Origin of the sequence: Paragemmobacter kunshanensis (assembly GCF_011059185.1) — a bacterium.
GTDB lineage: Bacteria > Pseudomonadota > Alphaproteobacteria > Rhodobacterales > Rhodobacteraceae > Paragemmobacter > Paragemmobacter kunshanensis.
Window position 1 is genome coordinate 118,361 of sequence record NZ_JAALFE010000008.1, and the last position, 24,407, is coordinate 142,767.

The 24,407-nt window shown below is 65.6% G+C and carries 25 protein-coding genes, 1 tRNA gene and 1 riboswitch; of the genes, 7 read left to right on the forward strand and 19 right to left on the reverse strand.

Translation table 11 applies throughout. The features are described 5' to 3' along the window. Nucleotides 1–10: 10 nt before the first annotated feature. From G5V65_RS10080 to G5V65_RS10090, 3 genes are read left to right on the forward strand one after another with little or no spacing between them, the layout of a single operon-like run. Entirely contained in the window at nt 11–1,021 is a 1,011-nt protein-coding gene (locus tag G5V65_RS10080) for a glycosyltransferase family 2 protein (protein ID WP_165049580.1), read from the forward strand. Continuing rightward, entirely contained in the window at nt 1,018–2,736 is a 1,719-nt protein-coding gene (locus tag G5V65_RS10085; protein WP_241250519.1) for a beta-1,6-N-acetylglucosaminyltransferase, read from the forward strand. Before G5V65_RS10080 ends, G5V65_RS10085 begins: the two co-directional genes overlap by 4 nt. A 4-nt stretch (nt 2,737–2,740) precedes the next feature. Next, a complete protein-coding gene (locus G5V65_RS10090) occupies nt 2,741–4,138 on the forward strand; it encodes a nodulation protein NodH (RefSeq protein WP_165049582.1) in 1,398 nt (465 codons plus the stop codon). A gap of 5 nt (nt 4,139–4,143) precedes the next feature. Here the strand turns inward: G5V65_RS10090 and G5V65_RS10095 are convergent, their stop codons facing one another. The 11 genes from G5V65_RS10095 to thiB all read right to left on the reverse strand — a co-directional run bounded on the left by G5V65_RS10095 (nt 4,144) and on the right by thiB (nt 12,401). Next, the gene (locus G5V65_RS10095; protein ID WP_165049584.1) at nt 4,144–4,608 is read right to left on the reverse strand and encodes a PTS sugar transporter subunit IIA; all 465 of its coding nucleotides are present in this window, start codon (nt 4,606–4,608) and stop codon (nt 4,144–4,146) included. Between the two features lie 37 nt (nt 4,609–4,645). Beyond that, the gene (hpf, locus tag G5V65_RS10100; protein ID WP_165049587.1) at nt 4,646–5,224 is read right to left on the reverse strand and encodes a ribosome hibernation-promoting factor, HPF/YfiA family; all 579 of its coding nucleotides are present in this window, start codon (nt 5,222–5,224) and stop codon (nt 4,646–4,648) included. 241 nt (nt 5,225–5,465) lie between these two features. Continuing rightward, on the reverse strand, nt 5,466–6,209 hold the full coding sequence (gene lptB, locus G5V65_RS10105; protein WP_394352236.1) for an LPS export ABC transporter ATP-binding protein: 744 nt from the start codon (nt 6,207–6,209) through the stop codon (nt 5,466–5,468). 14 nt (nt 6,210–6,223) lie between these two features. Next, nucleotides 6,224–6,724, reverse strand: a complete 501-nt coding sequence (lptA, locus tag G5V65_RS10110) for a lipopolysaccharide transport periplasmic protein LptA (protein ID WP_165049591.1) — start codon at nt 6,722–6,724, stop codon at nt 6,224–6,226. A gap of 23 nt (nt 6,725–6,747) precedes the next feature. Further along, a complete protein-coding gene (lptC, locus tag G5V65_RS10115; protein WP_165049593.1) occupies nt 6,748–7,362 on the reverse strand; it encodes an LPS export ABC transporter periplasmic protein LptC in 615 nt (204 codons plus the stop codon). After that, entirely contained in the window at nt 7,362–8,327 is a 966-nt protein-coding gene (locus G5V65_RS10120; RefSeq protein WP_165049595.1) for a KpsF/GutQ family sugar-phosphate isomerase, read from the reverse strand. Before G5V65_RS10120 ends, lptC begins: the two co-directional genes overlap by 1 nt. Further along, nucleotides 8,308–8,922 carry a ribonuclease D gene (locus G5V65_RS10125; protein WP_165049597.1) on the reverse strand — a complete coding sequence of 205 codons (615 nt, stop codon included), beginning with the start codon at nt 8,920–8,922 and terminating at the stop codon, nt 8,308–8,310. The genes G5V65_RS10120 and G5V65_RS10125 overlap by 20 nt, the downstream gene beginning before the upstream one ends. Nucleotides 8,923–9,044: 122 nt before the next feature. Next, nucleotides 9,045–9,129: transfer RNA gene (locus G5V65_RS10130), tRNA-Leu, on the reverse strand. A 65-nt stretch (nt 9,130–9,194) separates the two neighbouring features. Beyond that, nucleotides 9,195–9,893, reverse strand: coding sequence for a thiamine ABC transporter ATP-binding protein (locus G5V65_RS10135; RefSeq protein ID WP_165049599.1), 699 nt, complete (start codon nt 9,891–9,893; stop codon nt 9,195–9,197). Then, the gene (locus G5V65_RS10140) at nt 9,880–11,436 is read right to left on the reverse strand and encodes an ABC transporter permease subunit (protein WP_165049601.1); all 1,557 of its coding nucleotides are present in this window, start codon (nt 11,434–11,436) and stop codon (nt 9,880–9,882) included. Before G5V65_RS10140 ends, G5V65_RS10135 begins: the two co-directional genes overlap by 14 nt. Further along, nucleotides 11,412–12,401, reverse strand: coding sequence for a thiamine ABC transporter substrate binding subunit (gene thiB, locus G5V65_RS10145; RefSeq protein ID WP_165049603.1), 990 nt, complete (start codon nt 12,399–12,401; stop codon nt 11,412–11,414). Before thiB ends, G5V65_RS10140 begins: the two co-directional genes overlap by 25 nt. A 34-nt stretch (nt 12,402–12,435) precedes the next feature. Further along, nucleotides 12,436–12,536: riboswitch (TPP riboswitch) on the reverse strand. Nucleotides 12,537–12,735: 199 nt separating this feature from the next. On the opposite strand from thiB, the gene aroC reads away from it, so the two are divergent. Continuing rightward, nucleotides 12,736–13,836 (forward strand): chorismate synthase, encoded by a 1,101-nt coding sequence (aroC, locus tag G5V65_RS10150; protein WP_165049605.1) that lies wholly within the window; start codon nt 12,736–12,738, stop codon nt 13,834–13,836. Between the two features lie 17 nt (nt 13,837–13,853). On the opposite strand, the gene G5V65_RS10155 is transcribed toward aroC, so the two are convergent. From G5V65_RS10155 to G5V65_RS10165, 3 genes are all read right to left on the reverse strand, one after another. Next, the gene (locus G5V65_RS10155) at nt 13,854–14,732 is read right to left on the reverse strand and encodes a DMT family transporter (RefSeq protein ID WP_165049607.1); all 879 of its coding nucleotides are present in this window, start codon (nt 14,730–14,732) and stop codon (nt 13,854–13,856) included. A gap of 65 nt (nt 14,733–14,797) precedes the next feature. Continuing rightward, nucleotides 14,798–15,085, reverse strand: a complete 288-nt coding sequence (locus G5V65_RS10160; RefSeq protein ID WP_165049608.1) for an HU family DNA-binding protein — start codon at nt 15,083–15,085, stop codon at nt 14,798–14,800. 160 nt (nt 15,086–15,245) lie between these two features. Beyond that, nucleotides 15,246–16,724 carry an AMP nucleosidase gene (locus G5V65_RS10165; RefSeq protein ID WP_165049610.1) on the reverse strand — a complete coding sequence of 493 codons (1,479 nt, stop codon included), beginning with the start codon at nt 16,722–16,724 and terminating at the stop codon, nt 15,246–15,248. A 126-nt stretch (nt 16,725–16,850) separates the two neighbouring features. Here G5V65_RS10165 and G5V65_RS10170 point away from each other — a divergent pair, with 126 nt between their 5' ends. From G5V65_RS10170 to G5V65_RS10180, 3 genes are all read left to right on the forward strand, one after another. Continuing rightward, on the forward strand, nt 16,851–17,714 hold the full coding sequence (locus tag G5V65_RS10170) for an SDR family oxidoreductase (RefSeq protein ID WP_165049613.1): 864 nt from the start codon (nt 16,851–16,853) through the stop codon (nt 17,712–17,714). 283 nt (nt 17,715–17,997) lie between these two features. Next, complete coding sequence (locus tag G5V65_RS10175; RefSeq protein ID WP_165049615.1) at nt 17,998–18,993, forward strand: TerC family protein; 996 nt, start codon at nt 17,998–18,000, stop codon at nt 18,991–18,993. Between the two features lie 68 nt (nt 18,994–19,061). Then, on the forward strand, nt 19,062–19,838 hold the full coding sequence (locus tag G5V65_RS10180; protein ID WP_206526748.1) for an ion transporter: 777 nt from the start codon (nt 19,062–19,064) through the stop codon (nt 19,836–19,838). Between the two features lie 16 nt (nt 19,839–19,854). Here the strand turns inward: G5V65_RS10180 and dxs are convergent, their stop codons facing one another. The 5 genes from dxs to G5V65_RS10205 form a co-directional block, all read right to left on the reverse strand. Next, nucleotides 19,855–21,768, reverse strand: coding sequence for a 1-deoxy-D-xylulose-5-phosphate synthase (gene dxs / locus G5V65_RS10185; RefSeq protein ID WP_165049617.1), 1,914 nt, complete (start codon nt 21,766–21,768; stop codon nt 19,855–19,857). 29 nt (nt 21,769–21,797) lie between these two features. Next, entirely contained in the window at nt 21,798–22,667 is an 870-nt protein-coding gene (locus tag G5V65_RS10190; RefSeq protein WP_165049619.1) for a farnesyl diphosphate synthase, read from the reverse strand. Beyond that, a complete protein-coding gene (locus tag G5V65_RS10195) occupies nt 22,664–22,903 on the reverse strand; it encodes an exodeoxyribonuclease VII small subunit (RefSeq protein WP_165049621.1) in 240 nt (79 codons plus the stop codon). The genes G5V65_RS10190 and G5V65_RS10195 overlap by 4 nt, the downstream gene beginning before the upstream one ends. Beyond that, nucleotides 22,900–23,820 carry a histone deacetylase family protein gene (locus G5V65_RS10200; protein WP_165049624.1) on the reverse strand — a complete coding sequence of 307 codons (921 nt, stop codon included), beginning with the start codon at nt 23,818–23,820 and terminating at the stop codon, nt 22,900–22,902. The genes G5V65_RS10195 and G5V65_RS10200 overlap by 4 nt, the downstream gene beginning before the upstream one ends. A 75-nt stretch (nt 23,821–23,895) precedes the next feature. After that, nucleotides 23,896–24,393 (reverse strand): hypothetical protein, encoded by a 498-nt coding sequence (locus G5V65_RS10205; RefSeq protein WP_165049626.1) that lies wholly within the window; start codon nt 24,391–24,393, stop codon nt 23,896–23,898. Nucleotides 24,394–24,407 lie beyond the last annotated feature (14 nt).

Genomic DNA, 24,407 nt, shown 5'->3' on the forward strand with positions numbered 1-24,407 from the left:
GGCAGGTCGAGTGGGTTTGATTGGTGCATATCGTCTCAGGCTGCGCCGGAGAAGTCTGCACGTCCGCGCCGCCCTGAAGCGGCGCGAACTCCTGTCTGTTGTGAACCGCACGGGTGCGATCAGAAGCGACTCGATCATCCTTCTTTCCACCATGCGGAACGAACGGATCCGCCTGCCCTATTTCCTGCGCTATTACCGCGATCTGGGGGTCAATCACTTCCTGATCGTCGATAACGGATCCGACGACGGGTCGCGCGACTATCTTCAGAACCAGCCCGACGTATCGCTTTGGTCCACCGACGGAAGTTATCGAAAGTCCCGCTTCGGGATGGACTGGATCACCGCGCTGCAGCGCAAGTATTGCCATGGACTCTGGACGCTGGTCGTCGATCCTGACGAATTCCTGGTCTATCCCTTCTGCGAAACCCGGCCCCTGCGGGCGCTGACGGACTGGCTCGATACATCCGGGGTCCGGTCCTTCTCGGCCATGATCCTGGACATGTATCCCAAGGGGCCGCTGGACACCCAACCCTATCGCGAAGGCCAGGATCCGTTCGAAATCGCCCAATGGTTCGACAGCGCGAACTACTCGGTCAAGCGCAATCCCGGCAATGGCAACCTCTGGATCCAGGGCGGCCCCCGCGCGCGCGTCTTCTTCGCGGAAGAACCGAAGCAGGCCCCCGCGCTGAACAAGATCCCGCTGGTCAAATGGAACCGCGCCTATGCCTATCTCAGTTCCACGCACATGCTCATGCCGCGTGGCCTGAACCTCGTCTATGACGAATGGGGTGGGGAAAAGGCCTCGGGCTGTCTCTTGCATGCCAAGTTCCTCGATACCTTCGCCGCCAAGGCGGAAGAGGAGTTGCAGCGCGGCCAGCACTATGCCGACAGCGCCGAATACCGCGCCTATCGCGAAGGGATGAAGGCCCATCCCGATCTTTGGTGCAAATGGTCGGAACGCTATATCAACTGGCGCCAGCTTGAAATTCTGGGGCTCATGTCCAAGGGGAACTGGGCATGACGCGGCAGGAACCCAACGGCACACTCGGCTTTGTCATGCTGTGCCACACGGCGCTGCATCGCGCCGCCGATACCGCGCGCCACTGGGCCGAACGCGGCTGCCCCATCGTCATCCATATCGACAAGCGCGTCTCGAAATGGAGCGTCGAGAAACTTCAGGCCGATCTTGCCGATCTCGACAATGTCCGCTTCTCGGAACGCTTCGCCTGCGAATGGGGCACCTGGGGCATCGTCGCCGCCACCCAGGCCGCGGCCGAGGTTCTGTTGCAGGATTTCCCTTCGGTCCGGCATGTCTATCTCGCCTCCGGCTCCTGCCTGCCGCTGCGCCCGGTTCGGGAACTGATCGCCTATCTCGACGAACGTCCCCGCACCGATTTCATCGAATCCGTCACCACCGAAGAAGTCGGCTGGACGATTGGCGGGTTGAACATGGAACGCTTTACCCTGCGTTTCCCGTTTTCCTGGCGCACCCAGCGCTGGCTGTTCGACCGCTATGTGAAACTGCAGCGTCGGCTGGGTTTCCGGCGCAGCATTCCCAACGGCATCGTGCCCCATCTGGGCAGCCAGTGGTGGTGCCTTACCCGCCAGACCCTGACCGCCATCCTTCAGGGCCCGGAACGCGCGCTTTATGACCGCTATTTCCGCCGTGTCTGGATCCCGGATGAAAGCTATTTCCAGACGCTGGTCCGCCAGGTTTCCAGCAATGTCGAAAGCCGCTCCCTGACGCTGTCCAAGTTCGATTTCCAGGGCAAGCCGCACATCTTCTATGACGATCACCTGCAGCTTCTGCGCCGGTCCGATTGCTTTGTGGCGCGCAAGATCTGGCCGAATGCCAACAAGCTTTACGCCACCTTCCTTTCGGATGATGCCGAAGGGCAGGCGGGCGGCGAACCCAATCCCGGCAAGATCGACCGGCTGTTCTCCAAGGCCGTCGAACGCCGCGTGAAAGGCCGCCCCGGCCTTTACATGCAAAGCCGTTTTCCCAACGAACATTGGGAAAACGGCCGCACTGCCGCGCCCTATTCGGTATTCCAGGGCTTCTCCGACGTGTTCGAGAATTTCGAAGGCTGGCTCGGCAAGGTCACCGGAACCCGCGTTCATGGCCATCTCTTTGCCCCTGATCGCGTCGAATTCGCGGGGGGCGAGGCCGTCTTCAACGGCGCGCTCTCCGACAGCGCCGCACTGCGCGATTACAACACGAAATCCTTCCTCGCCAATCTGATCTGGGCCACCCGCGGCGAACGCCAGTGCTTCCAGTTCGGGCCGGGTGACAATCAGGAACTCAACTGGTTCATGGCGCTGGATTCCAATGCCCAGATCTCGGTCATTTCCGGCGCCTGGGCGGTGCCCCTGTTCAAGTCGAACCTCAACTTCGCTGATATCCGCCGCGAAGCGGCCCGGTTGCAAAAGATCGAACTCGAACATCTGTCGATCCTGCGAAACGGGGCATCCAAGGCGCGCATCCGCATCTGGAACCTGGCGGAATTCATCGAGAACCCGATGGAACCGCTGCAAACCATCGTGGATGAGATCAGCCCCCGCTCCCTGCGCCGCCTGACCGAGGCGCCGCGCATGACCGATCTCGAAGGGTTCGGTCAGTTCCTGCAGAACCTGCGCAATCAGGGCATGCAGCCCGTCCTCATGGGGGATTTCCCCGCCACCTCCGATCTGCGCCCCTCCGAAGCCCGCAGGGGCAGACCCTATCTAGTGAAGTAGTCCAGTGACCCGCCCCTTCGACAGTTTCGTGATGTTCGCCGAAATGCGGACAGGTTCCAATTTCCTCGAAGCCAATCTGAACGCCATTCCCGGCATCATCTGCCATGGCGAGGTGTTCAATCCGGTCTTCATCGGCAAGAAGGACCAGACAGAGTTTCTGGGCATCACCCTTGCCGAACGCGAGGCAGACCCTGCCCGCCTGCTGCGCCGCATGCGCGAACGCACGCCGGGCCTGTCGGGCTTTCGCTATTTCCACGACCACGATCCGCGCATCTTCGATCTTGTGCTGGACGATCCGCGCTGCGCCAAGATCGTGCTGACGCGCAACCCCGTCGAAAGCTATGTCAGCCTCAAGATCGCCAAGGCGACAGGGCAGTGGAAACTGACCAATCCCAAGAACCTCAAGCAGGCGAAGGCGCGGTTCGAACCGCTGGAATTCGAAGACCATCTCGAGGAACTGCAGCAATTCCAGATCCGCCTTCTGAATGCACTTCAGGCGCGCGGCCAGACGGCCTTCTATATCGACTATGAAGATATCCCCGATCTGGGCGTGCTGAACGGTCTGGCCGCCTTTCTTGGCGTCGAAGGCCGCCTGCAGGCCATCGATTCCTCGCTGACGGTGCAGAACCCTGAACCCATAGCCGACAAGTTGATCAATCCGGCAGAGATGGGGAAATCCCTGTCGCGGCTGGATCGTTTCAACCTGTCGCGCACGCCGAATTTCGAACCCCGCCGCAACGCGGCCATCCCCGGCTATGTCGCGGCGCAGGATGCGCCCCTGCTGTTCATGCCAATCAAGGGCGCGCCCGTGCAGCCGCTGATCGACTGGCTTTCCACGATCGGCGGGCTGGAACGGGATTTCACGCACAAGACCCTGCGCCAGTGGAAACGCTCGCGCCCCGGCCATCGCAGCTTTACCGTCCTGCGCCACCCGCTGGACCGCGCCCATCGCGCCTTCTGCGCCCTGGAACAGGGCGGCTTGCAGCCGGAACAGCGCGGCATCCTTGCGCGCGTGCATGGCGTGAACCTGCCGCGCCCCGGCACGCCCTTCACCGATCCGGCGGAACGCCGGGCGGCCTTTCTGGCCTTCCTGAAATTCCTCAAGCGCAACCTGTCGGGCCAGACCGGCTTTCGCACCGATGCGGGATGGGCCAGCCAGACCACAACCCTGCAAGGCTTCGCTCAGTTCCAGCCGCCCGATCTGATCCTGCGGGAAGAGACGCTCACCGAAGGGCTGGCCTTCCTGTGCAGCGAGATCGGCCTTCCCGCGCCGCAGCTTCTGCCCCTCCGCGATGCCTGCGATGACGCGCTGGACGCCATCCGCGATGGCGAACTGGAAGAGGCCGCGCGCGACGCCTATCAGCGCGATTATCTGGGCTTCGGCTTCTATCCGAAACGCTGACGCCGTCAGGCCGCCTGCGAGGCCCGCGCCTCCGTCAGGATCGCATGGATCTTGGCCGGGTCGCTGTTGGCCCGCAGCTTCGACACCACCGCCTGATCGCGCATCGTCCGGCTCACCAGCGCCAGCGCCTTCAGGTGATCCACGCCCGAATCCTTGGGCGCGAACAGCGCAAAGACAAGGTCCACCGGCTGCCGGTCGACGCTGTCATAATCCAGCGGCTTCTCCAGCCGGATGAAGATGCCCCGGATCTGGGTCAGGTCTTCAAGGCGGGCATGGGGCAGGGCGATGCCATGCCCCACGCCTGTCGGTCCAAGACTCTCGCGTTCCTGCAGGCCATCAATCGTCTGGGCAGCACTCATGCCATAGGCCTGCGCGGCAAGCTCTCCCAGTTCCTGGAAAAGCCGCTTCTTGCTCGTCAGCTGCCCGATGACGCGAACGGCCCCGGGGATCAATAGTTTGGAGAGGTCCATGAACTTTCGTTGGTCCTGTGCCCGGCCCGTGCGGGCGTCATTTGCTGTTGCGCGGGTCGATCCAGCCGATGTTCCCGTCTTCGCGACGGTACACGACATTCACGCCGCCATGTCCTTCATTGCGGAACACAAGCATCTTCTGACCACCCAGCTCCAGCTGCATCACGGCTTCGCCGACGGTGATCGAAGGAATCTTCGTCTCCATCTCGGCAATCACGATGGGCTGCGGCAGGTCCGAGTGGTCATCATCCTCGGGCTCCTCAGTTGGCGCGAGGATATATGACGACCCTTCGGCGAATTCAACAGGGGCCGTCCGGGCGCTGTGGTGGTTGCGCAGCCGCCGCTTGTAGCGGCGCAGCTGCTTGTCCATCTTCTCGCGGCAGGATTCGAAGGCGGCATAGATCTCGTTCGCATGGCCCTTTGCCTGGGCCGACAAGCCGGTTGAAAGATGGATCGTCGCTTCGCAGACATGTTCATGCGCGGCACGGGAAAAGATCACGACGGCATCAGTGGGGCGCTGGGCATATTTCTCGACGACTTCGCCAAGCTCGGCCTTCACATGGGTCTGAAGCGCTTCCCCGATGTCGATCTGTTTCCCGCTGATCTGATAACGCATGATGCTTCCTCCGCGTGAATGCGATCCAGCCGCCCGGCCGTTCCGAACGGGCGGATCCTCGTTAAACTGAGTTGGGATTGAAGGTGCGATCCATCAAGAGAGCCAACCGTCAAAGCGGCGGTGTCGGCAGATCCGGACATGGCGAATAGCGCACGCATCACGGGTATTTGGCATCCGCCACGGCCATCTTGTCAACCGAGTCGTAGGGATGGGTTCCCGACCCGCCCGCAAGGGGCAGGTCTCAGCCGATGCGGAAATTCTGGCCCAGATAGACGCGCCGCACCGTTTCGTCGCGCACCACCTCATCGGTGGTTCCGCTCATCAGCACCTTGCCGTCATGCAGGATATAGGCGCGGTCCACGATCTCCAGCGTCTCGCGGACATTGTGGTCGGTGATCAGCACGCCGATGCCGCGCGATTTCAGATCCTGCACCAGATGCCGGATTTCGCCCACGGCGATGGGATCCACCCCCGCGAAAGGTTCGTCCAGAAGCAGATATTTCGGATCCGCCGCCAGACAGCGCGCAATCTCCACCCGCCGCCGTTCCCCGCCCGAAAGCGCCAGCGCCGGCGCGCGCCGCAGATGGGTGATGGAGAATTCCGACAGCAACTCCTCCAGCCGCTCGCGCCGCTTGTGGCGGTCGGAATGGGTGATCTCCAGCACGGCAAGGATGTTGTCCTCCACCGACAGGCCGCGAAAGATCGAAACTTCCTGGGGCAGATAGCCGATGCCCAGCCGCGCGCGGCGATACATGGGCAGCAGCGTCACATCGCGCCCGTCGATCAGCACCTCGCCGCCTTCGGGCGTCACCAGCCCGGCGATGGCATAAAAGCAGGTCGTCTTGCCCGATCCGTTCGGCCCCAGCAGCGCGACAACCTCGCCGCGGTTCAGATGCATCGAAACATCCCGGATCACCGGCCGCCGACGATAGCTCTTGCGCAGGCTCCGAATGGCAAGCCCCGCGGAACCCGCGGTCACCGTCAGATCCGGACCGCCCTTCAAGGATTGGCCTTTCCCGGCACGAAGACGGTCTGCACCCGTCCCTCCATGCTGCCCGTTCCGGCATCCAGGTCATAGACAAGCCGGTTGCCCGATATCGTCGTCTGCCCCTGCGTCAGCAGCACGTCGCCCGTCATCACCACTTCGCCCGATGCGATGGTATAGACCGCCGCATCCGCTTCGGCGGCATCGGTCGGGCTGGCAAACATCACGCGACCATCCAGGAAAACCCGGGAAACGCCGGTTCCATCGGGCAGATACTCGATCCGGGCCGTTCCGGCCGAAATCGTCATCTCGCCCTGCGTGACCTTCACATTCCCTGCGAATGTGGCCTGTCCGCTGCCCTGATCCACGCTCAGGCTGTCCGAAGTCACCTCGACCGGCAGCGATGTATCCTGACGCAGGCCCTTCAATTCGATGCTGGTCTGCGCCACGACAGGCAGTCCCGCGATCGGCACCAGCGCCAAAGTCAGAAAAAGGGCGCGCAAGGCCGCGGGCATGGGATCCTCTGATTGATCAAAATTCACTCTGCCGGTTGATATACCAGCTTCACCGCCCCGTTGAAAACCAGAAGATAAGATTGATTGCCATCCCCGGCCTGCGTCAGCCGCATGGATTGGGCGGTAATGCGCCCCGCCGGCCCTTCCGAGGTGACAGGCACGTCCGACCGGATATCCGTCACGTCAAGACGCGCGGTCATCGCCTCGGATGCCACGCTGTAGCCCGTTGCATGATCCAGCCGCACATGGCCGCTGAAGGCGATCTCCTTGCCCGAAGGATCCATCCGCGCCGTCTCGGCCACCAGCGCCGTGCTTTCCCCATCGGGCGTGGTCAGGCGGGCGCGCACGCCCGTGGCATTCGCGCCGCCCCCGTCTTCCCCGCCCGGTCGCGCTTCGTCCGCCGTCACCTCCAGCGCGGCGCCGTCGCGCGTCGTTCCGGCATAGGTGGGGGCCGTGATGCGCGGCTCGCGCAGGCGGGCTTCCACATCGACATCGGCATAGGGCAGGGCGTCTTCGGGATTGATCCGGTTCGACACAAGAAACAGCGTCGACAGAATCGCAAGCGCCGCCAGCGGCAGCAGCACCTTCAGCGCCGCCACCAGCCGCGACCAGCCATCAAGCGCGGCCCGCCGCGCCATCAGGCAATCCCGGCGCGCAGGCAGTCATGGATATGCAAAAGCCCCGTCACGCTCTGGCTTCCTTCCGGATCGACCACGAACAGGCAGGTGATCTTCCTGTCATTCATGATCCGCACCGCCTTTTCCGCCAGCGCCTCGGGCCCGATCGTCCGGGGCGCCGCCGTCATCACATCCCCCGCCGACAGGTCCAGCAGGCCCGCCATGTGGCGGCGCAGGTCGCCATCGGTGATGATGCCCTGAAGGTATCCTTCCGCATCCGTGACGCCAACCACGCCAAACCCCTTGGCCGACATGATGAGCAGCGCTTCGCTCATCGGGGCGTCATGGGAAATCAGCGGCGCGTCGGCATGCATCAGATCCCGCACGCGCGACAGTCGCGCACCCAGCTTTCCGCCCGGATGGAACACCCGGAACTGATCCGGCGTAAAGGCCCGATGCTCCATCAGCGCCACGGCCAGCGCATCCCCCAGCGCCAGCGTCATCGTCGTCGATGTCGTGGGCACGATCCCCGTCTCGCAGGCTTCCGGCGCGTCGGGCAGCAAGAGCGCCACATCCGACTGCCGCAGCAGGGTAGACTCTGCCCGCCCCGCCACCCCGATCAAGGGGATGTCGAACCGCCGCGTATGGGCGATGATATCCGCCAGTTCCGGCGTCTCGCCGCTGTTCGAAAGCACCAGCGCCACATCGCCCTTCATCACCATGCCCAGATCGCCATGGCTGGCCTCGGCCGGATGCACGAATTGCGCGGGCGTGCCCGTCGATGCCAGCGTCGCCGCGATCTTGCGCGCCACATGCCCCGATTTGCCCATGCCCGACACGATCACGCGGCCCTCGGCGCGCAGGATCATCTCCACCGCCGCCGAAAACGCCCCGTCAAGGCTGTCGGCCAGCATGCCCAAGGCTTCCGCCTCGCGCCGGATCACGCGGCGGGCGGTGGTCAGGAAATCAGTGGTGGAAGATGTCATTGGGCTCTTCCCATCCCAGCAGGTCCAGTTCCGCCCGCGCGGGCAGGAAGTCGAAACACCGCTGCGCCAGGTCCATCCGCCCCTCGCGCACCAACCGCGCCTGAAGCGCATCCTTCAGCGCATGCAGATAAAGCACATCCGACGCCGCATATTCCTTCTGCGCCTCGGTCAGCACCTCGGCGCCCCAGTCGCTCGTCTGCTGCTGCTTCGATACATCCACCCCCACCAGCTCCAGCAGCAGGTATTTCAACCCGTGCCTGTCGGTGAAGGTGCGGATCAGCTTCGATGCGATCTTCGTGCACCAGACCGGCGCCGTCGTCACGCCAAAGGCCTTCTGCAGCGCCGCGATGTCGAACCGCCCGAAATGGAACAGCTTCAGCGTGGCGGGGTCCACCAGCAACCGCTCCAGATTCGGCGCGGATCTCTGGCCCCGCGCGATCTGCACCAAATGCGCGTCGCCATTCCCGTCCGACAACTGCACCACACACAGCCTGTCCCGCCGCGGGTCCAGCCCCATCGTCTCGGTGTCGATGGCGACCACCGGGCCAAGGGTCAATCCGTCGGGCAGGTCGTTCTGATGCAGGAAGATGGCCAAGGTCCGCGTCCTTTCGGCAATGTCTGCGGCTGCATTACCGACGCCCCGCGCAGGGGTCAACGGAAACGGGCCGAAATGGCAAAAGGGCGCAGGTTTCCCCGCGCCCCTTGGCAAGATCGACATGGTGCCCAGAAGAGGACTCGAACCTCCACGCCTTGCAGCGCTGGTACCTGAAACCAGTGCGTCTACCAATTCCGCCATCTGGGCCCAAGTCGATGGAGCGCGATGTAAAGAAGCCCGCAGGTGGTGTCAACGGGCGGCGCGAAGAATCTTCACCCCGTCCCCAGATAGGCCGAAAGCGCCGGGGGCGGATCGGCGAACAGCGCCTCGGTCGGCATGGGCGGATGGGCGCGCCCTTCGGCCACCAGCATCGTCAGGCCCTCCAGTCGTCGCGCATCCTGGGGGTCATGCGTCACCATCAGCACGGTCGCGCCCGTCTCTTCCGCCACCGCGCGCACCAGCGCCAACATCTCGGCCTTCAGCGCGGGGCCCAGCGCGGCAAAGGGCTCGTCCAGCAACAGCAGGGGCCGCGCCCGCAGCAACGCCCGCGCCAGCGCCGCCCGCCCCTGCTGCCCGCCCGACAACTGCCCCGGCCTGCGCCCGCCAAGGCCCGCCAGCCCCGTCCGCTCCAGCGCCTCCACGATCCGCGCCCGCGCCGCATCGTCCAGCCGCCCATCCGGCGACAGGCCAAGGGCAAGGTTCCGCTCCACCGTCAGATGCGGGAACAGGTTCTGGTCCTGAAACAGGATCGTCACCGGCCGCTGCCCGGGGGGCAGGTCGCCGATCTCTGCCCCGTCCCAGAGGATCCGCCCCGAATGCGGTGCCACGAAACCGGCAATCGCGTTCAGCAGCGTCGATTTCCCCGCGCCCGAAGGCCCCAGCACCGCGCAGCGCGCGCCTTTTGGCAGGGTCAGATCCGCCTCCAGCCGGAAACCCGGCTCTTCCAGCACAAGTCGGTCAAGCTGAAGCATGGCGTCCGATCCCGTCAAACAGCGCGAACAGCGCAAAGGATATCCCCATCAGGATCAGCGCCGCCGCCGCCGCCGCCTCCATCCGGTAGCTGCCCATCAGCCCGTGGATGAACAGGGGCAGCGTGGCGTTATTTTCCGCCGCGAACAGCGTGATCACCCCCAGATCGCCCATCGACAGCGCCGCCGTGATCCCTGCACCAAAGCCAAGCGGCCGCGCAAGGCACGGCAGCGTCACCAGCCGAAACCGCGCCCACCGCGTCAGGCCCAGCGCCTGTGCCAGCCGGTCATGCCCCTGATGCAGCGCCCGCGCCTCGGGCAGCAGCAGGCGATAGGCATAGGGCAGCGCCAGCGTGGCATTCACCGCAATCGTCACGGGCAGCGCCATCGCCGATGGCGAAGCCACCCCCCGCAGCGCAAGGAACAACCCCGTCCCGATCACCAGCGAAGATGCCGCCAGCGGCAAGGTCGCCGCCGCATCGAACAGCCGATGCCCCGCCGCCCGCCGCCCCGCCGCCAGCGCGAGCACCAGCGCCGCCCCCGTCACCAGCACCGTCGTCGCCAGCGCCACCAGAACCGACCGCAGCGTCGCCGCCCACATGCCGCCCGGCAGGTCGTCCATCCCTGTCAGCCCCCGGATCACCAGCGCGCCCAGGGGCAGCATCAGGAACCCCGCCGCCAGCGTGATCGCCGCCACATCCATCCCCTTGCGCCAGCCCCCCGGCGCGGGCATCTCCACCCGTCGCCCCAGCCCGGTGCCAAAGCCGGTATCCCGGATCAGCGACCAGCCCAGCGCCAGCGCCGTCAGGCAGAGCGCGAATTGCAGCATCGCCAGCGTCGCCGCCCGGCCCGGCGCGAAATCAAAGCGCAGCGCCTGATAGATCGCCAGTTCCACCGTCGTCGCCGCAGGCCCGCCGCCCAGCGTCAGGGCCACGGCGAAACTCGCCAGACAGATGGTGAATACCGTCAGCATCGCGCCGGGCAGCGTGGCCTGCAGCATCGGTGCTTCCAGATGCCGGAACTGCGCGCCCGGCGTCAGGTCCAGCGATTGCGCCAGCCGGAACCGCTCGGCCGGAATCGCCTGCCAGCCCAGCAGCAGCATCCGCGTGGCAAGGGGCAGGTTCAGGAACACATGCGCCAGCACCACGCCATGCAAGCCGTAAATCGACAGGCGCGGCAGGCCCAGCGCCGCCAGCCCGTCATTCATCACCCCCGCACGGCCAAAGATCGCGAGCAAGCCCAGCACCGCCACGATCACCGGCAGCAAGAAGGGCGCGCCCATCAGCGTGATCAGCGCCCCCCGCCCGGCAAAGCGCCGCCGCGCCAGGGCGCGGGCCACCGGCACGGCCAGCAGGCCCGAGATCACCGCCGACAGCGCCGCCTGCGTCACGGTAAACCGCACCGCTGCCCAATCCGCCGCGCCCGGCATCGCCGCGCCAGCATGAAGCGCCACCACAGCCACCGTTCCCAGCGTCATCGCCCCCAGCAGGGCGGCGACCAGCGCCGCCCCGACAGGTGGCCTCAGCGTGCCAATGCGGCCTGCCATTCGGCCAGCGCCCCCTCGCGCAGAGCCAGGGCCTCATCCGCCGTCAGCAGAAGCGAGGTTTCGGGCGTGATCAACGTCTCAAACCCCGCGGGCAACCCCGCCGCAGGCGTCACCGCCGGATACATCCAGTTCGTCGTCGGGATCACGGCCTGAAACGCCTCACTCCCCATGAAGGCCAGAAAGGCATCTGCCAGATCCGGCTGATCCGTCGCCGCCAGCTTTCCCGCCACCTCGACCTGCAGGTAATGCCCTTCGCTGAAGGCCGCCGCCGCCTTGCTGGCGTCTTCCTCGGCAATCAGGTGATAGGCGGGCGATGTGGTATAGGACAGGACCATGTCCGCCTCGCCTTCCAGGAAGAGGCCATAGGCCTCGGACCAGCCCGGCGTCACCGTCACGATATTGTCGGCCAGCCCTTCCCAGATTTCCCCCGCCCTGTCGCCATGGGCGGCCTTCACCCACATCAGCAGCCCCAGGCCGGGTGTAGAGGAGCGGGGATCCTGAATGATGATCTTCACATCCGAAGCCGCCAGTTCCTCGAAACTCTTCGGCGGCGCGGGCAGCTTGGCCTTGTCATGCACGAAGGCGAACCAGCCCCAGTCATAGGGCAGGAAAACCGGGTCATCGAAGGCCACCGGCAGGGCGTTCTTCCATCCCTGCCCATGGGGTGCAAACAGGCCCGTGGCGGCGGCGGCGGCGGTCAGGTTGGTATCCAGCCCCAGCACGATATCCGCATCCGATGCCGCGCCTTCCATCTGGATCCGCGCCAGCAGCGCCGCCCCATCGCCTGCGGCCACGAATTGCAGATCGCAGGCGCAACTCGCCTCGAACGCCTGTTCCACCGCAGGGCCGGGCCCCCATTCGGCGGTGAAACTGTCATAGGTCAGAACAGTCAGCACGGGCTTGTCCTGTGCCGTGGCCATGGTGGCAACGGTGGCAAGTCCCAGCGCAAGGATCGAAGTCTTCATGTTTCTCTCCAATTGCGACGGGTGGTCGGAGATGGAGAGATCCATGCACCTTCCCTCCGCCGGTATGATCCGGTTCAGGTTCAACGGGTCCGCTTGCGCATCTCAGCCTGTGGACAGGCACCCCGAGGTGGGGCCGAAGATAGGCAAAGCCCCGGCAGGTGCAAGCGGAAATCGGGGGGGCCATCCGCCCCCCCCGAACCCCCCTTCTCCCCGGCTTTCCGCCGTCGGGCGGATCTGTTGCCGTGTCATGGGTATTTTCGCCAAGGTGAAAGGGCTTTGCGCCGCGCGGGGGATTGGCCTATGGACAGGTCCGGATCAGACGGAGCAGGCAGGCATGTCCTTCAACACCTTCGGCCATATCTTCCGCGTCACCACCTGGGGCGAAAGCCACGGCCCCGCGCTGGGCTGCACGGTGGATGGCGTGCCGCCGGGCGTTGCGTTGAGTGAGGCCGACATCCAGCCCTGGATGGACAAGCGCAAGCCCGGGCAGAACAAGTTCACCACCCAGCGCAAGGAAGCGGATGAGGTGCGCATCCTTTCGGGCGTGTTCGACGGCGTGACCACCGGCACACCCATCCAGTTGATGATCGAGAACACCGACCAGCGGTCCAAGGATTACGGCGACATCGCCCAGGCCTTCCGCCCCGGCCATGCCGACATCACCTACCACCAGAAATACGGCCTGCGCGACTATCGCGGCGGTGGCCGGTCCAGTGCCCGGGAAACCGCCGCGCGGGTGGCTGCAGGGGCCGTGGCGCGCGCCGTGCTGGCGCGGATGGTGCCGGGGCTGCGGATCACCGGCTACATGGTGCAGATGGGCGGGCGTGGCATCGACCGGGGGCGGCTTGAACTTGCCGAGGTGGAACGCAACCCTTTCTGGTGCCCCGATCCCGTCGCCGCCGCCGATTGGGCGGCCTATCTGGATGAGCTGCGGCTGTCTCACAATTCGGTCGGTGCCGTGATCGAGGTGGTTGCCGAAGGGGTTCCGCCGGGGCTGGGTGCGCCGCTTTATGGCAAGCTCGACAGTGATCTCGCCTCGGCCATGATGTCCATCAATGCGGTCAAGGCGGTGGAGATCGGCGATGGCATGGCCGCGGCCAGCCTGACCGGGGTGGACAATGCCGATGAGATCCGCATGGGGCCGGATGGGCCGGAATTCCTGTCCAACCATGCCGGGGGCATCCTTGGCGGCATCTCCACCGGCCAGCCCGTCATCTGCCGCTTTGCGGTGAAGCCCACCTCCTCCATCCTCACCCCCCGCCGCACGATCAACGCCAGCGGAGAAGAGATCGACCTCATCACCAAGGGCCGGCACGACCCCTGCGTCGGCATCCGCGCCGTCCCGGTGGGCGAGGCGATGATGGCCTGCGTGATCCTCGATCATCTGCTCCTGGATCGCGGGCAGACCGGCGGTATGCGTGGGCGGATCGGGTAATCCGCACGCGGCCAGGTTCAGACAGGGCGGCGGCTGACCTGCACCGCAAGGATGCCGGCCGCGACGATGGCCGCTCCGACGATATCCGTCCCACGCAGGGATTCACCCAGCAGCAACGCCGCGATGGCCGTGCCAAAGGCCGGGTTCAGGAAATGGAACGTCGCCGCGCGTGTCGCCCCGATGCGGCGCACCAGCGCGAACCAGATCAGCGTCGCGGCAAGGCCGGGGATGAAGATCTGATAGGCAAAGGCCAGCGCCAGGGGCAGCGTCGGTGTCAGTCGGAAGGGTTCCGTCAGTGCGGCGATCCCGGCCAGCGCGGCGGATCCCGCCAGCATCTGCAACCCCACGATCAGAAGCAGCGGCCCGAACCCGCCCTGCGCGCCCGAGGCCGATCGCAGGGTCAGGGTGGCAATCGCCAGCGCCAGCGCCCCCATAAGACACAGTGCCGTGCCCAGAGGGTCTGCCCCGCCCGACAGGCGCGTTCCCATGATCAGGGCGGTTCCGGCAAATCCCGCGATCAGGCCCGCCAGGCCAAGCGGCGGCAGCCTTTCGCCCCGCAGCGCCCAGGACAGGGCCGCCACCATCAGCGGCATCGACGCCGCGATGATCACGGCCAGCGAGGCCTCCACCCATTGCATGGCAACGAAGTTCAGGCCCAGATAGGCGGCATTCTGCAACAGCCCGAAGGCCGCGACGGATCGCCATTGCGCGCGCGTCAGATCGAACCGCGCCCCCAAGGCCAGCGCCACGCCGATGGCAAGCCCGCCGGAAATCGCAAAGCGCAACGCCAGCGCCGCAAGGGGGGCCGCATCGGCCACGATGATGCGGGCAGTGGCAAAGGCCGAAGACCACATCAGGGCAAAGATCAGCCCCATCGACAGGGCGCGCAGGTCCATCGGGTTCTTCCATGTGAAAGGGCCGCCCGTTGCGGGGCGGCCCTGCATCTGGCCATGGCCTGCAATCAGGCGTTGACGCTGTCCTTCAGCGCCTTGGCGATCGAGAACTTCACCTGCTTGTCGGCGGGCTTGGTCACGGTCTCGCCGGTGGCGGGGTTGCGCACCTGACGCTCGGGGCGGGCGCGGCAGACGACCTTGCCCAGGCCGGGCAGCGTGACAGCGCCGCCTGCGGCCACTTCACGGGCCACGACAGCAGCGATCGCGTCCAGCGCGGCGCCAGCGGTTTTCTTGTCCGAACCCATCTGTTCGGCAAGAGAGGCCACAAGCTGGGTCTTGGTCATCGGTTTCGACATGTGATGTTCCTTCGTTTACTGGTCCCGTTATCAGGCGGGGCTGTCCCTGTCCTTGAAGTGACTTTCGTCGCTAAAATCTGTTTTGCCGAACAAATCAAGCGCATTCTGACCATTTGGTCCCCTTTACGCGGCGTGGCGCCGCGGAAAGGGCCGCGAAGCGTTACAGAAAGGCCGTCTCGTCAAAGCTGCGCAACTTTCGGCTGTGGATCCGCTCGATCGGCATGGCACGCAGCCGCTCCATCGCCCGCACCCCGATCTGCAGATGCCGCGCAACTTGCGTCTTGTAGAATTCCGATGCCATCCCCGGCAGCTTCAACTCGCCATGCAGGGGTTTGTCCGAAACGCAAAGCAGCGTGCCATAGGGCACCCGGAACCGGAACCCGTTCGCCGCGATGGTGGCGCTTTCCATGTCCAGCGCGATGGCCCGCGATTGCGACAGGCGCTGCACCGGGCCGGACTGGTCGCGCAATTCCCAGTTGCGGTTGTCGATCGTGGCCACGGTCCCCGTCCGCATGATCCGCTTCAGTTCATAGCCTTCCAGCTGTGTCACTTCCTCTACCGCATCCTCCAGCGCGATCTGGATCTCGGCCAGCGCCGGGATGGGCACCCAGACGGGCAGGTCGTCGTCCAGCACATGGTCCTCGCGCAGATAGGCATGGGCCAGGACGAAATCGCCAAGGCTCTGCGAATTCCGCAGCCCGGCGCAATGGCCCACCATAAGCCAGGCATGCGGGCGCAGGACGGCGATATGGTCGGTCGCCGTCTTGGCATTCGACGGGCCGACGCCGATATTGACCAGCGTGATCCCGTTCCCGTCGGCGCGCTTCAGGTGATAGCTGGGCATCTGCGGCATCTTGGCCGTGGGCGGCAGCACCCCGTCGGGCGTGGTCAGGATCAGGTTCCCCGGCGCCACGAATTCCGTATAGCCCAGGTCCGGCTCGGCAAGCACCTTGCGGGCATAGGCTTCGAATTCGTCGACATAGAACTGATAGTTGGTGAACAGGACATGGTTCTGGAAATGCCCCGCATCCGTGGCGGTGTAATGCGCCAGCCGCGCCAGCGAATAATCCACCCTCTGCGCGGTAAAGGGGGCAAGCGGGCGCGACCCGTCGGCATGCACCTGCCGCGTGCCGTTCACGATGTCATCATTCGTGGTGGCCAGATCGGGCACGTCAAACACGTCGCGCAGCGAAAATTCCAGCACGCCTTCCTGCGGGACGGAAACCTTGGGGTTGCCCGCCACCGCGAAATGCACCGGAATCGGCGTCTCCGACGGCCCGATCACCACCGGCTGCCCATGGTGGCGCAGCAGAAGCTCGATCTGCTGGATCAGGTAGTTGCGGAACAGATCCGGCCGCGTGACCGTGGTCGAATAGGTGCCCGGCTCGGCCACATGCCCGAAGGACAGACGCGAATCCGCCTTCACATGGCTTGTCGTGGTCAGCCGGATCTCGGGATAGAAGGCCCGGATGCGGGCCTCGGGCTTGCGCCCGGTCACCGCCCTGGTGAAGTGCAGCGACAGGAATCCCGTCGCCGCAAAAAACAACTCCTCCAGCCGATCCACCGCCGCGACGGCATCGGTAAAGGCTTCATGGGCCGGGCTTTCCGGCGTCAGGATGGAATGGGTCTCTTCGGTCATTGCCTTGTTCTTGTTCTTTCGGCGCATGCAATTCGATCAGCCATCTAATCCGAATCCGGGGCCTCTGCGCAAGTGAAGGCTTTGCAACAGCTTGCAGCGCCTTCCAAGGCGCGGAATAGTCCGCCCATGAACAGCCCCGCTTCCCCGCCCGCAAAGACCCTGCTCTCCATTGGCCACGGCTATTCCGCCCAGGCGCTAGCGCGCCGGCTGATCCCGCAGGGCTGGTCGGTGATCGGCACCACCCGCAACCCCGCCCGCGCCGCCGCCTTCGCGGCCGATGGGATCGAACCCCTTCTGCTGCCCGGCCCGCTTGCCCCGGCGCTTGCCCGCGCAAGCCACATCCTCACCTCCGTCGCCCCGGATGCATCAGGCGATCCGATCCTGCGCGACCATGCCGAAGAGCTTCGCGCCGCCCGCCCCGATTGGCTGGGCTACCTCTCCACCACTGCCGTCTATGGCGATCATCAGGGCGGCTGGGTGGATGAGGAAACCCCCCTCACCCCCGCCACCGCGCGCGGTCAGGCCCGGGTCGATGCGGAACGGGGCTGGGCCGCCCTCGGCCTGCCGCTGCACATCTTCCGCCTTGCCGGCATCTACGGCCCCGGGCGCGGCCCCTTCGAAAAGGTGCGCGACGGCACCGCCCGCCGCATCCTCAAGCCCGGCCAGGTCTTCAGCCGGATCCATGTCGATGACATCGCGCAGGTTCTGGTCGCCTCGATGCAGCACCCCCGCCCCGGTGCCATCTACAACCTCTGCGACGATGATCCCGCCCCGCCCGAAGACGTGATCGCCCATGCCGCCGAACTGCTCGGCCTGCCGCTGCCCCCGGCCATTCCCTATGATCAGGCCGATCTCACCCCCATGGCGCGCAGCTTCTATGCCGAAAGCAAGCGCGTCCGGAACGACCGGATCAAATCCGAACTCGGCATCACCCTTCTGCATCCCACCTATCACCAGGGCCTTGCCGCCCTCCTCGCCTCGGAAAGCTGACCGTCCCACCCGGCCCCCTCTCCCGCTTGCGGGGGAGGGGTGGCCCGCCCCGGCGGGCCGGGGAGGGGGCGCCCCCTTTGGCAGATCACGCGGCTGTTACCTTTTCCCGTCCGCCGGGGTTGAAATGATATCTCCCATACCCACCTTCTGCGGGCGGGCCGGGCCCCTCTGACGCTTTCCAGCGCCATGTCGGACCGCATCGAGTGCGTCTCGATGTCATGCCCGGACCTGTGATCGGCTGGCCTTCGGACGCGTCAATACATGTCTCGAAAGGTCAACGGGGATGGAATTTCTACTACTCTTGTTTCTGGGCAAGCCGCTCTGGATGTGGCTGCTCTTCCTCACGCTGGTCGTGGCGCTGCTCGCCTTCGATCTCGGCGTCCTGCACAAGGATGGCGATCACGAAATCGGCGTCGGCGAAAGCCTGAAGCTCTCCGCGATGTATATCACGCTCGGCCTCGCCTTCTCGGGCTTCGTCTACTGGCAGATGGGGTGGGAGCCGACAGCCCAGTATCTGACCGCCTTCGTCGTGGAAAAGACGCTGGCCATGGACAATGTCTTTGTCATCGCGCTGATCTTTGCCTTCTTCGCCGTGCCGCGCGCCTATCAGCATCGCGTGCTGTTCTGGGGTATCCTCGGGGTGATCGTCCTGCGCGGTATCATGATCGGGCTGGGCGCGACCATCGTCGCCTCCTATTCCTGGGTGCTCTACATCTTTGCCCTGTTCCTGATCTTCACCGGCATCAAGATGCTCTTCGTCGGCGATGGCGACCATGACATCGCCAGGAACCCGCTCCTGAAATTCATCAAGCGCCGCTTCCGCGTGACGGATGACCTGCACGGCAACGCCTTCTTCGTCCGGCAACCGGATGGCACGGGAAAGATGGTGCGCTACGCGACACCCCTCTTCATCGCGCTGATCCTGATCGAGATCGCCGACCTGGTCTTTGCGGTCGATTCCGTGCCAGCGGTCTTCACCATCACCACCGATCCCTACATCGTCTACACCTCGAACATCTTCGCCATCCTCGGCCTGCGCGCCCTCTACTTCGCCCTTGCCGCGATCCTGCACCGCTTCGCCTATCTCAAATACGCGCTGTCGCTGCTTCTGGTCTTCATCGGATCGAAGATCTTCATCGCCGACGCGATGGGATGGGAAAAGTTCCCGCCCAGCTGGTCGCTCGGGATCACCTTCGTCCTTCTCGGTGCGGGTGTGATCTTCTCGCTCTGGAAGACGAAGGATCAGGCAAGGGCCGATCTGGCAAAACCCGCCGAATAGCCCTATCTGGATCCCACCTGCGCCCGGCCCCATGGCCGGGCGCTTCGATTCCACAAGGTAGACCAAAGATGATCGCCCTGCGTTCCCAAGTTGCCGCCTTCCTCGACCGTCCCGCCGTCACCCGCTTCATCCTTGCGGTGATCCTCTTCAACGCCGTCATCCTTGGCCTTGAAACCTCAAGGCCCGTGATGGCCGCCGCAGGCGGCATCATCCTGCTTCTCGACCGGCTCTGCCTTGCCATCTTCATCGTCGAACTGGCGCTGAAACTCTTCGCGCTGGGCGGGCGCTTCTTCCGCTCGGGCTGGAACCTCTTCGACCTTGCCGTCGTCGGCGTGGCCCTGCTTCCTGCCTCTGGCGGTCTCTCGGTCCTGCGGGCGCTACGCGTGCTGCGCGTGCTGCGCGTCATCTCCATCGCGCCCAGCCTGCGCCGCGTGGTCGAAGGCTTCCTGCGCGCCCTGCCGGGCATGGGCTCGGTCCTGCTGCTGACCCTGATCCTGTTCTATGTCTCCGCCGTCATGGCGACCAAACTCTACGGTGCCAGCTTCCCCGACCGTTTCGGCGACCTTGGTGCCACCGCGCTCACGCTGTTTCAGGTGATGACGCTGGAAGGCTGGGCCGATGCCGTCGTCCGCCCTGTGATGGAGGTTTATCCCTATTCCTGGATCTTCTTCATCAGCTTCATTCTGGTGACGACCTTCGCCGTCATCAACCTGCTCGTCGGCCTTGTCGTCAACGCCATGCAAGAGGCGGCCGAGGCCGACAAACCCGATCACGCTGCCGAACGCCACGCCGAACTGATGGCACGGATCGAAAGGCTGGAACGCAGACTGTCCGAACGCGGCTGAACGGGGGGGCGGGCCGTCAGGCCCGCTTGCCCACCACGGCCACGCCCAGCGCCTGCAACACCTTCGCCTCGATCTGCGCCGCGTCCATCCCGGCGACCTGATACATCCGCTCGGGGCTCGCCTGGTCGATGAAGATGTCGGGCAATACCATGCTGCGATATTTCAGCCCCCGGTCGAACACGCCCTCATCGGCCAGCAACTGCGCAACATGGCTGCCAAAGCCGCCCACCGCGCCTTCTTCCACCGTGATCAGCGCCTCATGGCTGCGCGCCGCGTTCAGGATCAGATCCCGGTCCAGCGGCTTGGCAAAGCGCGCGTCGATCACCGTCGGCGCGATCCCGCGTTGGGCCAGCGCCTCCGCCGCCTTCAGAACCTCGGCCAACCGCGTGCCAAAGGACAGGATCGCCGCCCGCGCCCCTTCGCGGATGATCCGCCCCTTGCCGATCTCCAGCGGCACGCCCCGCGCGGGCATCTCGCAGCCCACGCCCTCGCCGCGCGGAAAGCGGAACGCGATCGGCCCCTCGTCATGCGCCACGGCGGTGGCTACCATATGCACCAGTTCCGCCTCATCCGCCGCCGCCATCACCACGATGCCCGGCAGGTTGGCAAGGAAAGCCACGTCGAAACTGCCCGCATGGGTGGCCCCATCCGCCCCCACCAGCCCCGCCCGATCAATGGCAAAGCGCACGGGCAACCGCTGGATCGCCACGTCATGCACCACCTGATCGTAACCGCGCTGCAGGAAGGTCGAATAGATCGCGCAGAAGGGCTTCATCCCCCCTGCCGCCATGCCTGCGCTGAACGTCACCGCATGCTGCTCGGCGATCCCCACATCGAAACAGCGGCGCGGAAAGCGGTCGGCAAACAGGTTCAGCCCCGTGCCATCCGGCATCGCCGCCGTGACAGCCACGATCTTCTCGTCCCGCTCCGCCTCGGCGATCAGGCTTTGCGCAAAGACCTTGGTATAGCTCGGCGCATTCGAGGCCGCCTTCGCCTGCACGCCGGTCAGCACATCGAACTTGCCCGTTGCATGGCCCCGGTCGCGCGCGGCTTCCGCCGGGGCATAACCCTTGCCCTTCTTCGTCAGCACATGAATCAGCATCGGCCCCGTCGCCCGCGCCTTCACCGTGCGCAGCACCGCCAGCAACTGATCCATGTCATGCCCGTCGATGGGGCCGACATAATCGAACCCCAATTCCTCGAACAGGGTTCCGCCCACGGCCATGCCCTTCAGCATCTCCTTCGCCCGCCGCGCGCCCTGCTGGAACGGCTCGGGCAACAGGCTGACCGCGCTCTTCGCCGCCGCCTTCAGATCCTGGAACGGCGCCTCGGCATAAAGCCGCGACAGATAGGATGACAAAGCGCCCACCGGCGGCGCGATGGACATCTCATTGTCGTTCAGGATCACGAACAGCCGCTTCTTCAGATGGCCTGCATTGTTCATCGCCTCAAAGGCCATGCCCGCGCTCATCGACCCGTCGCCGATCACGGCAATCGCATCGCCCGGATCGCCGCCCAGATCGCGCGCCGCCGCAAATCCCAGCGCCGCGCTGATGGAGGTCGACGAATGCGCCGCCCCGAACGGATCATAGGGCGACTCGCTCCGCTTGGTGAATCCCGACAGCCCGCCCTCGGCCCGCAAGGTGCGGATCCGGTCCCGCCGCCCGGTCAGGATCTTGTGGGGATAGCACTGATGCCCCACATCCCAGATCAGCTTGTCGCGCGGCGTATCGAAGACGGCATGGATCGCCACCGTCAGTTCCACCACCCCCAGCCCCGCGCCCAGATGGCCGCCCGTCACCGAAACGGCGGAAATCGTCTCGGCCCGCAGGTCATCGGCCAGTTGCCGCAACTCGCGGTCCGACAGGGCCTTCATGTCGGACGGATGGCTCACACGGTCCAGCATCGGTGTCGTCGGTCGGTCGGTCATCCTGCCCTCCAGCGGGCCAATGGGCCGCGTCACATGTCGCGGCTGATAACGAAGCGCGCGCAGGCGATCAAGTTCGCCGCCCTGTCGCCATAGGGGGCCAGATGGCCCGCCGCCGCCTCGATCAAGTTCCCTGCGCGTGCCTTCGCCGCCTCCAGCCCCAAGAGCGACACGAAAGTCGCCTTCCCGGCCTCGGCATCCTTCTGCAGCCGCTTGCCCGTCTTGGCCACATCGCCCTCCACATCCAGCACATCGTCCCAGATCTGGAAGGCCAGCCCCAGCTTTTCGGCATAGGCGCGCAAGGGCGCAGGGTCCGCTCCCGCGATCATGGCCCCGGCTTCCGCCGACCAGCGGATCAGCGCGCCGGTCTTGCCCGCCTGCAACGCGGTAATGTCCTCAAGCGTCAGCGGCGCCGCCGCCGTCTCGGCGGCAATGTCCAGCGCCTGCCCCAGCACCATGCCCTCGGCCCCGCTCGCTTGCGCCAGCCCGGCCACCAGCGCGATCCGCACATCCCCCGATCCCAGCGCCGGCTCGGCCAGCAATTCAAAGGCCAGCGTCTGCAACGCATCGCCGGCCAGCACGGCGGTCGCCTCATCCCATTTCACATGAACCGTGGGCTGGCCGCGCCGCAGGTCATCGTCATCCATGCAGGGCAGGTCATCATGCACCAGCGAATAGGCATGCAGCGCCTCGACCGCCGCCGCCGCGCTGATCGCCTGCGCGTCGCGCAGCCCATGCATCCGTGCGCCTTCCAGAACCAGAAACCCGCGCAGCCGCTTGCCCCCGCGCAGCGCATAGCGCATCGCCGCAACCACCGGCACTTCGGCCCGCCCCTCCAGCGCCGCCATCAGCCGCGCCTCGATGGCCGCCGCGTCCCGCGTCAGAACCGCCTGAAAACTCACATCCCCTCCGCCGGGGTCGTGCCGACAGCGCGGCCCTCCTGCGCGCGGATCACTTCCACCTTCGCCTCCGCCGCCTTCAGCTTGTCGGCGCAGTGCTTCTTCAGCGCCGCCCCCCGCTCATACAGCGCGATGCTTTCCTCCAGCGCCACCTCGCCCCGCTCAAGCTGGTTCACCACCTGCTCCAGCGCCGCCATCGCCTCTTCGAAACTCATCTCGGACACAGCCTTTGCCGTCATCTGCTCCGCTCCTCCAGAACGCCCACATGCGCCGCGACCGAAGCCGCCAACGCCTCAAGATCATATCCACCTTCCAGTGTCGAGACGACCCTCCCCCCCGCATGCCGCGCCGCCACATCGCACAGCCGCCCGGTCAGCCAGTCATAATCCGCCACCTCCCATTCCAGATTGGCCAGCGGATCGGCCGCATGGGCATCGAACCCGGCCGAGATCAGCAGGAATTCCGGCGCAAAAGCCTCCAGCGCCGGCAGGATCACCCCCTCATAGGCTGCCCGCATCGCCGCGCCGCCCGATCCGGCGCGCAAGGGCGCGTTCACGATCTGCCCATGCGCCCCGCGCTCCTGCGCGCTGCCCGTGCCGGGATAAAGCGGCATCTCATGGGTCGATGCAAACAGAACCCGCCCCTCGTCCCACAGCAGGTCCTGCGTGCCATTGCCATGATGCACATCGAAATCCACCACCGCCACACGCCTCAGCCCGTGATGATCCAGCAACCGCTTCGCCGCAATCGCCACGGTGCCGAACAGGCAGAACCCCATCGCCCTGGCGGTTTCCGCATGATGGCCCGGGGGCCGGGCGGCCACAAAGGCCGCCTTCGCCTCACCCGCCATCACGGCATCCACCGCCGCGCAGATGCCCCCCACCGCGCGCAGCGCGGCATCCAGCGATCCGGGCGACAGGATCGTTTCGCCATCCAGCGCTACAAATCCCGCCTCCGGCACCGCCCGTCGCACCTTGTCCAGATATCCCTCGGGATGACAGCGCAGCACTTCGGCCGCCGCGCCCATCGGGCAGGCGCGCCGCTCCAGGGCCAGCCCGGCCAGCCCGCGCTCCACCGCCGCCAGCCGCTCCACCCGTTCCGGATGGCCCGGCCAGGTCACATGCCGCGCGCAATCCTCATGCGTGAATACCAGCACCCTCTCCGCCTCTCGCTCCGTTTCCGTTCCGGCGAAGGGGGGTCCGGGGGGACGGCTGTCCCCCCGGCCTTCTCCTCAGCCCTGCTCGTCCTGGCACTCCAGCACGGCCGCAAGCCCCGCCATCGTTCCCGTCAGGTCAATCGACATGACCTCCGCCCCGTCATGATACAGCGTCATGGTCTGCCGCTCGGCGATGGACATGAAGAAATCCACGTTGTCGAAGATGATATCCGCGCCCGGCACGCCTTCCAGATACATGCCGCGCGCCTCGCCTTCGAAACCCTCGCCATCAAGGTCAAAGCTGATCGGATAGATCGCGCCTTCCTCGATATCGCCCCAGGCTTCGTTGAAGGCGGTCACATATCCCGTCCCGCTTCTCCGATCCAGCCCGACCCGCACCACCGATCCATCGGAAAAGGCGCTCTGGATCAGGCAGCCATTGCCCAGCGTGGGGTCGATCATCACATCCCAGTAATCCGACGATCCCCAGGGCTCCAGGCTCTGCGCCCAACCGGCGCTTCCCGTCGCACCCATCACGGCCAGGGACAGGGCCGCCACCGTTCTCTTGAACATTCCAACCTCCTACA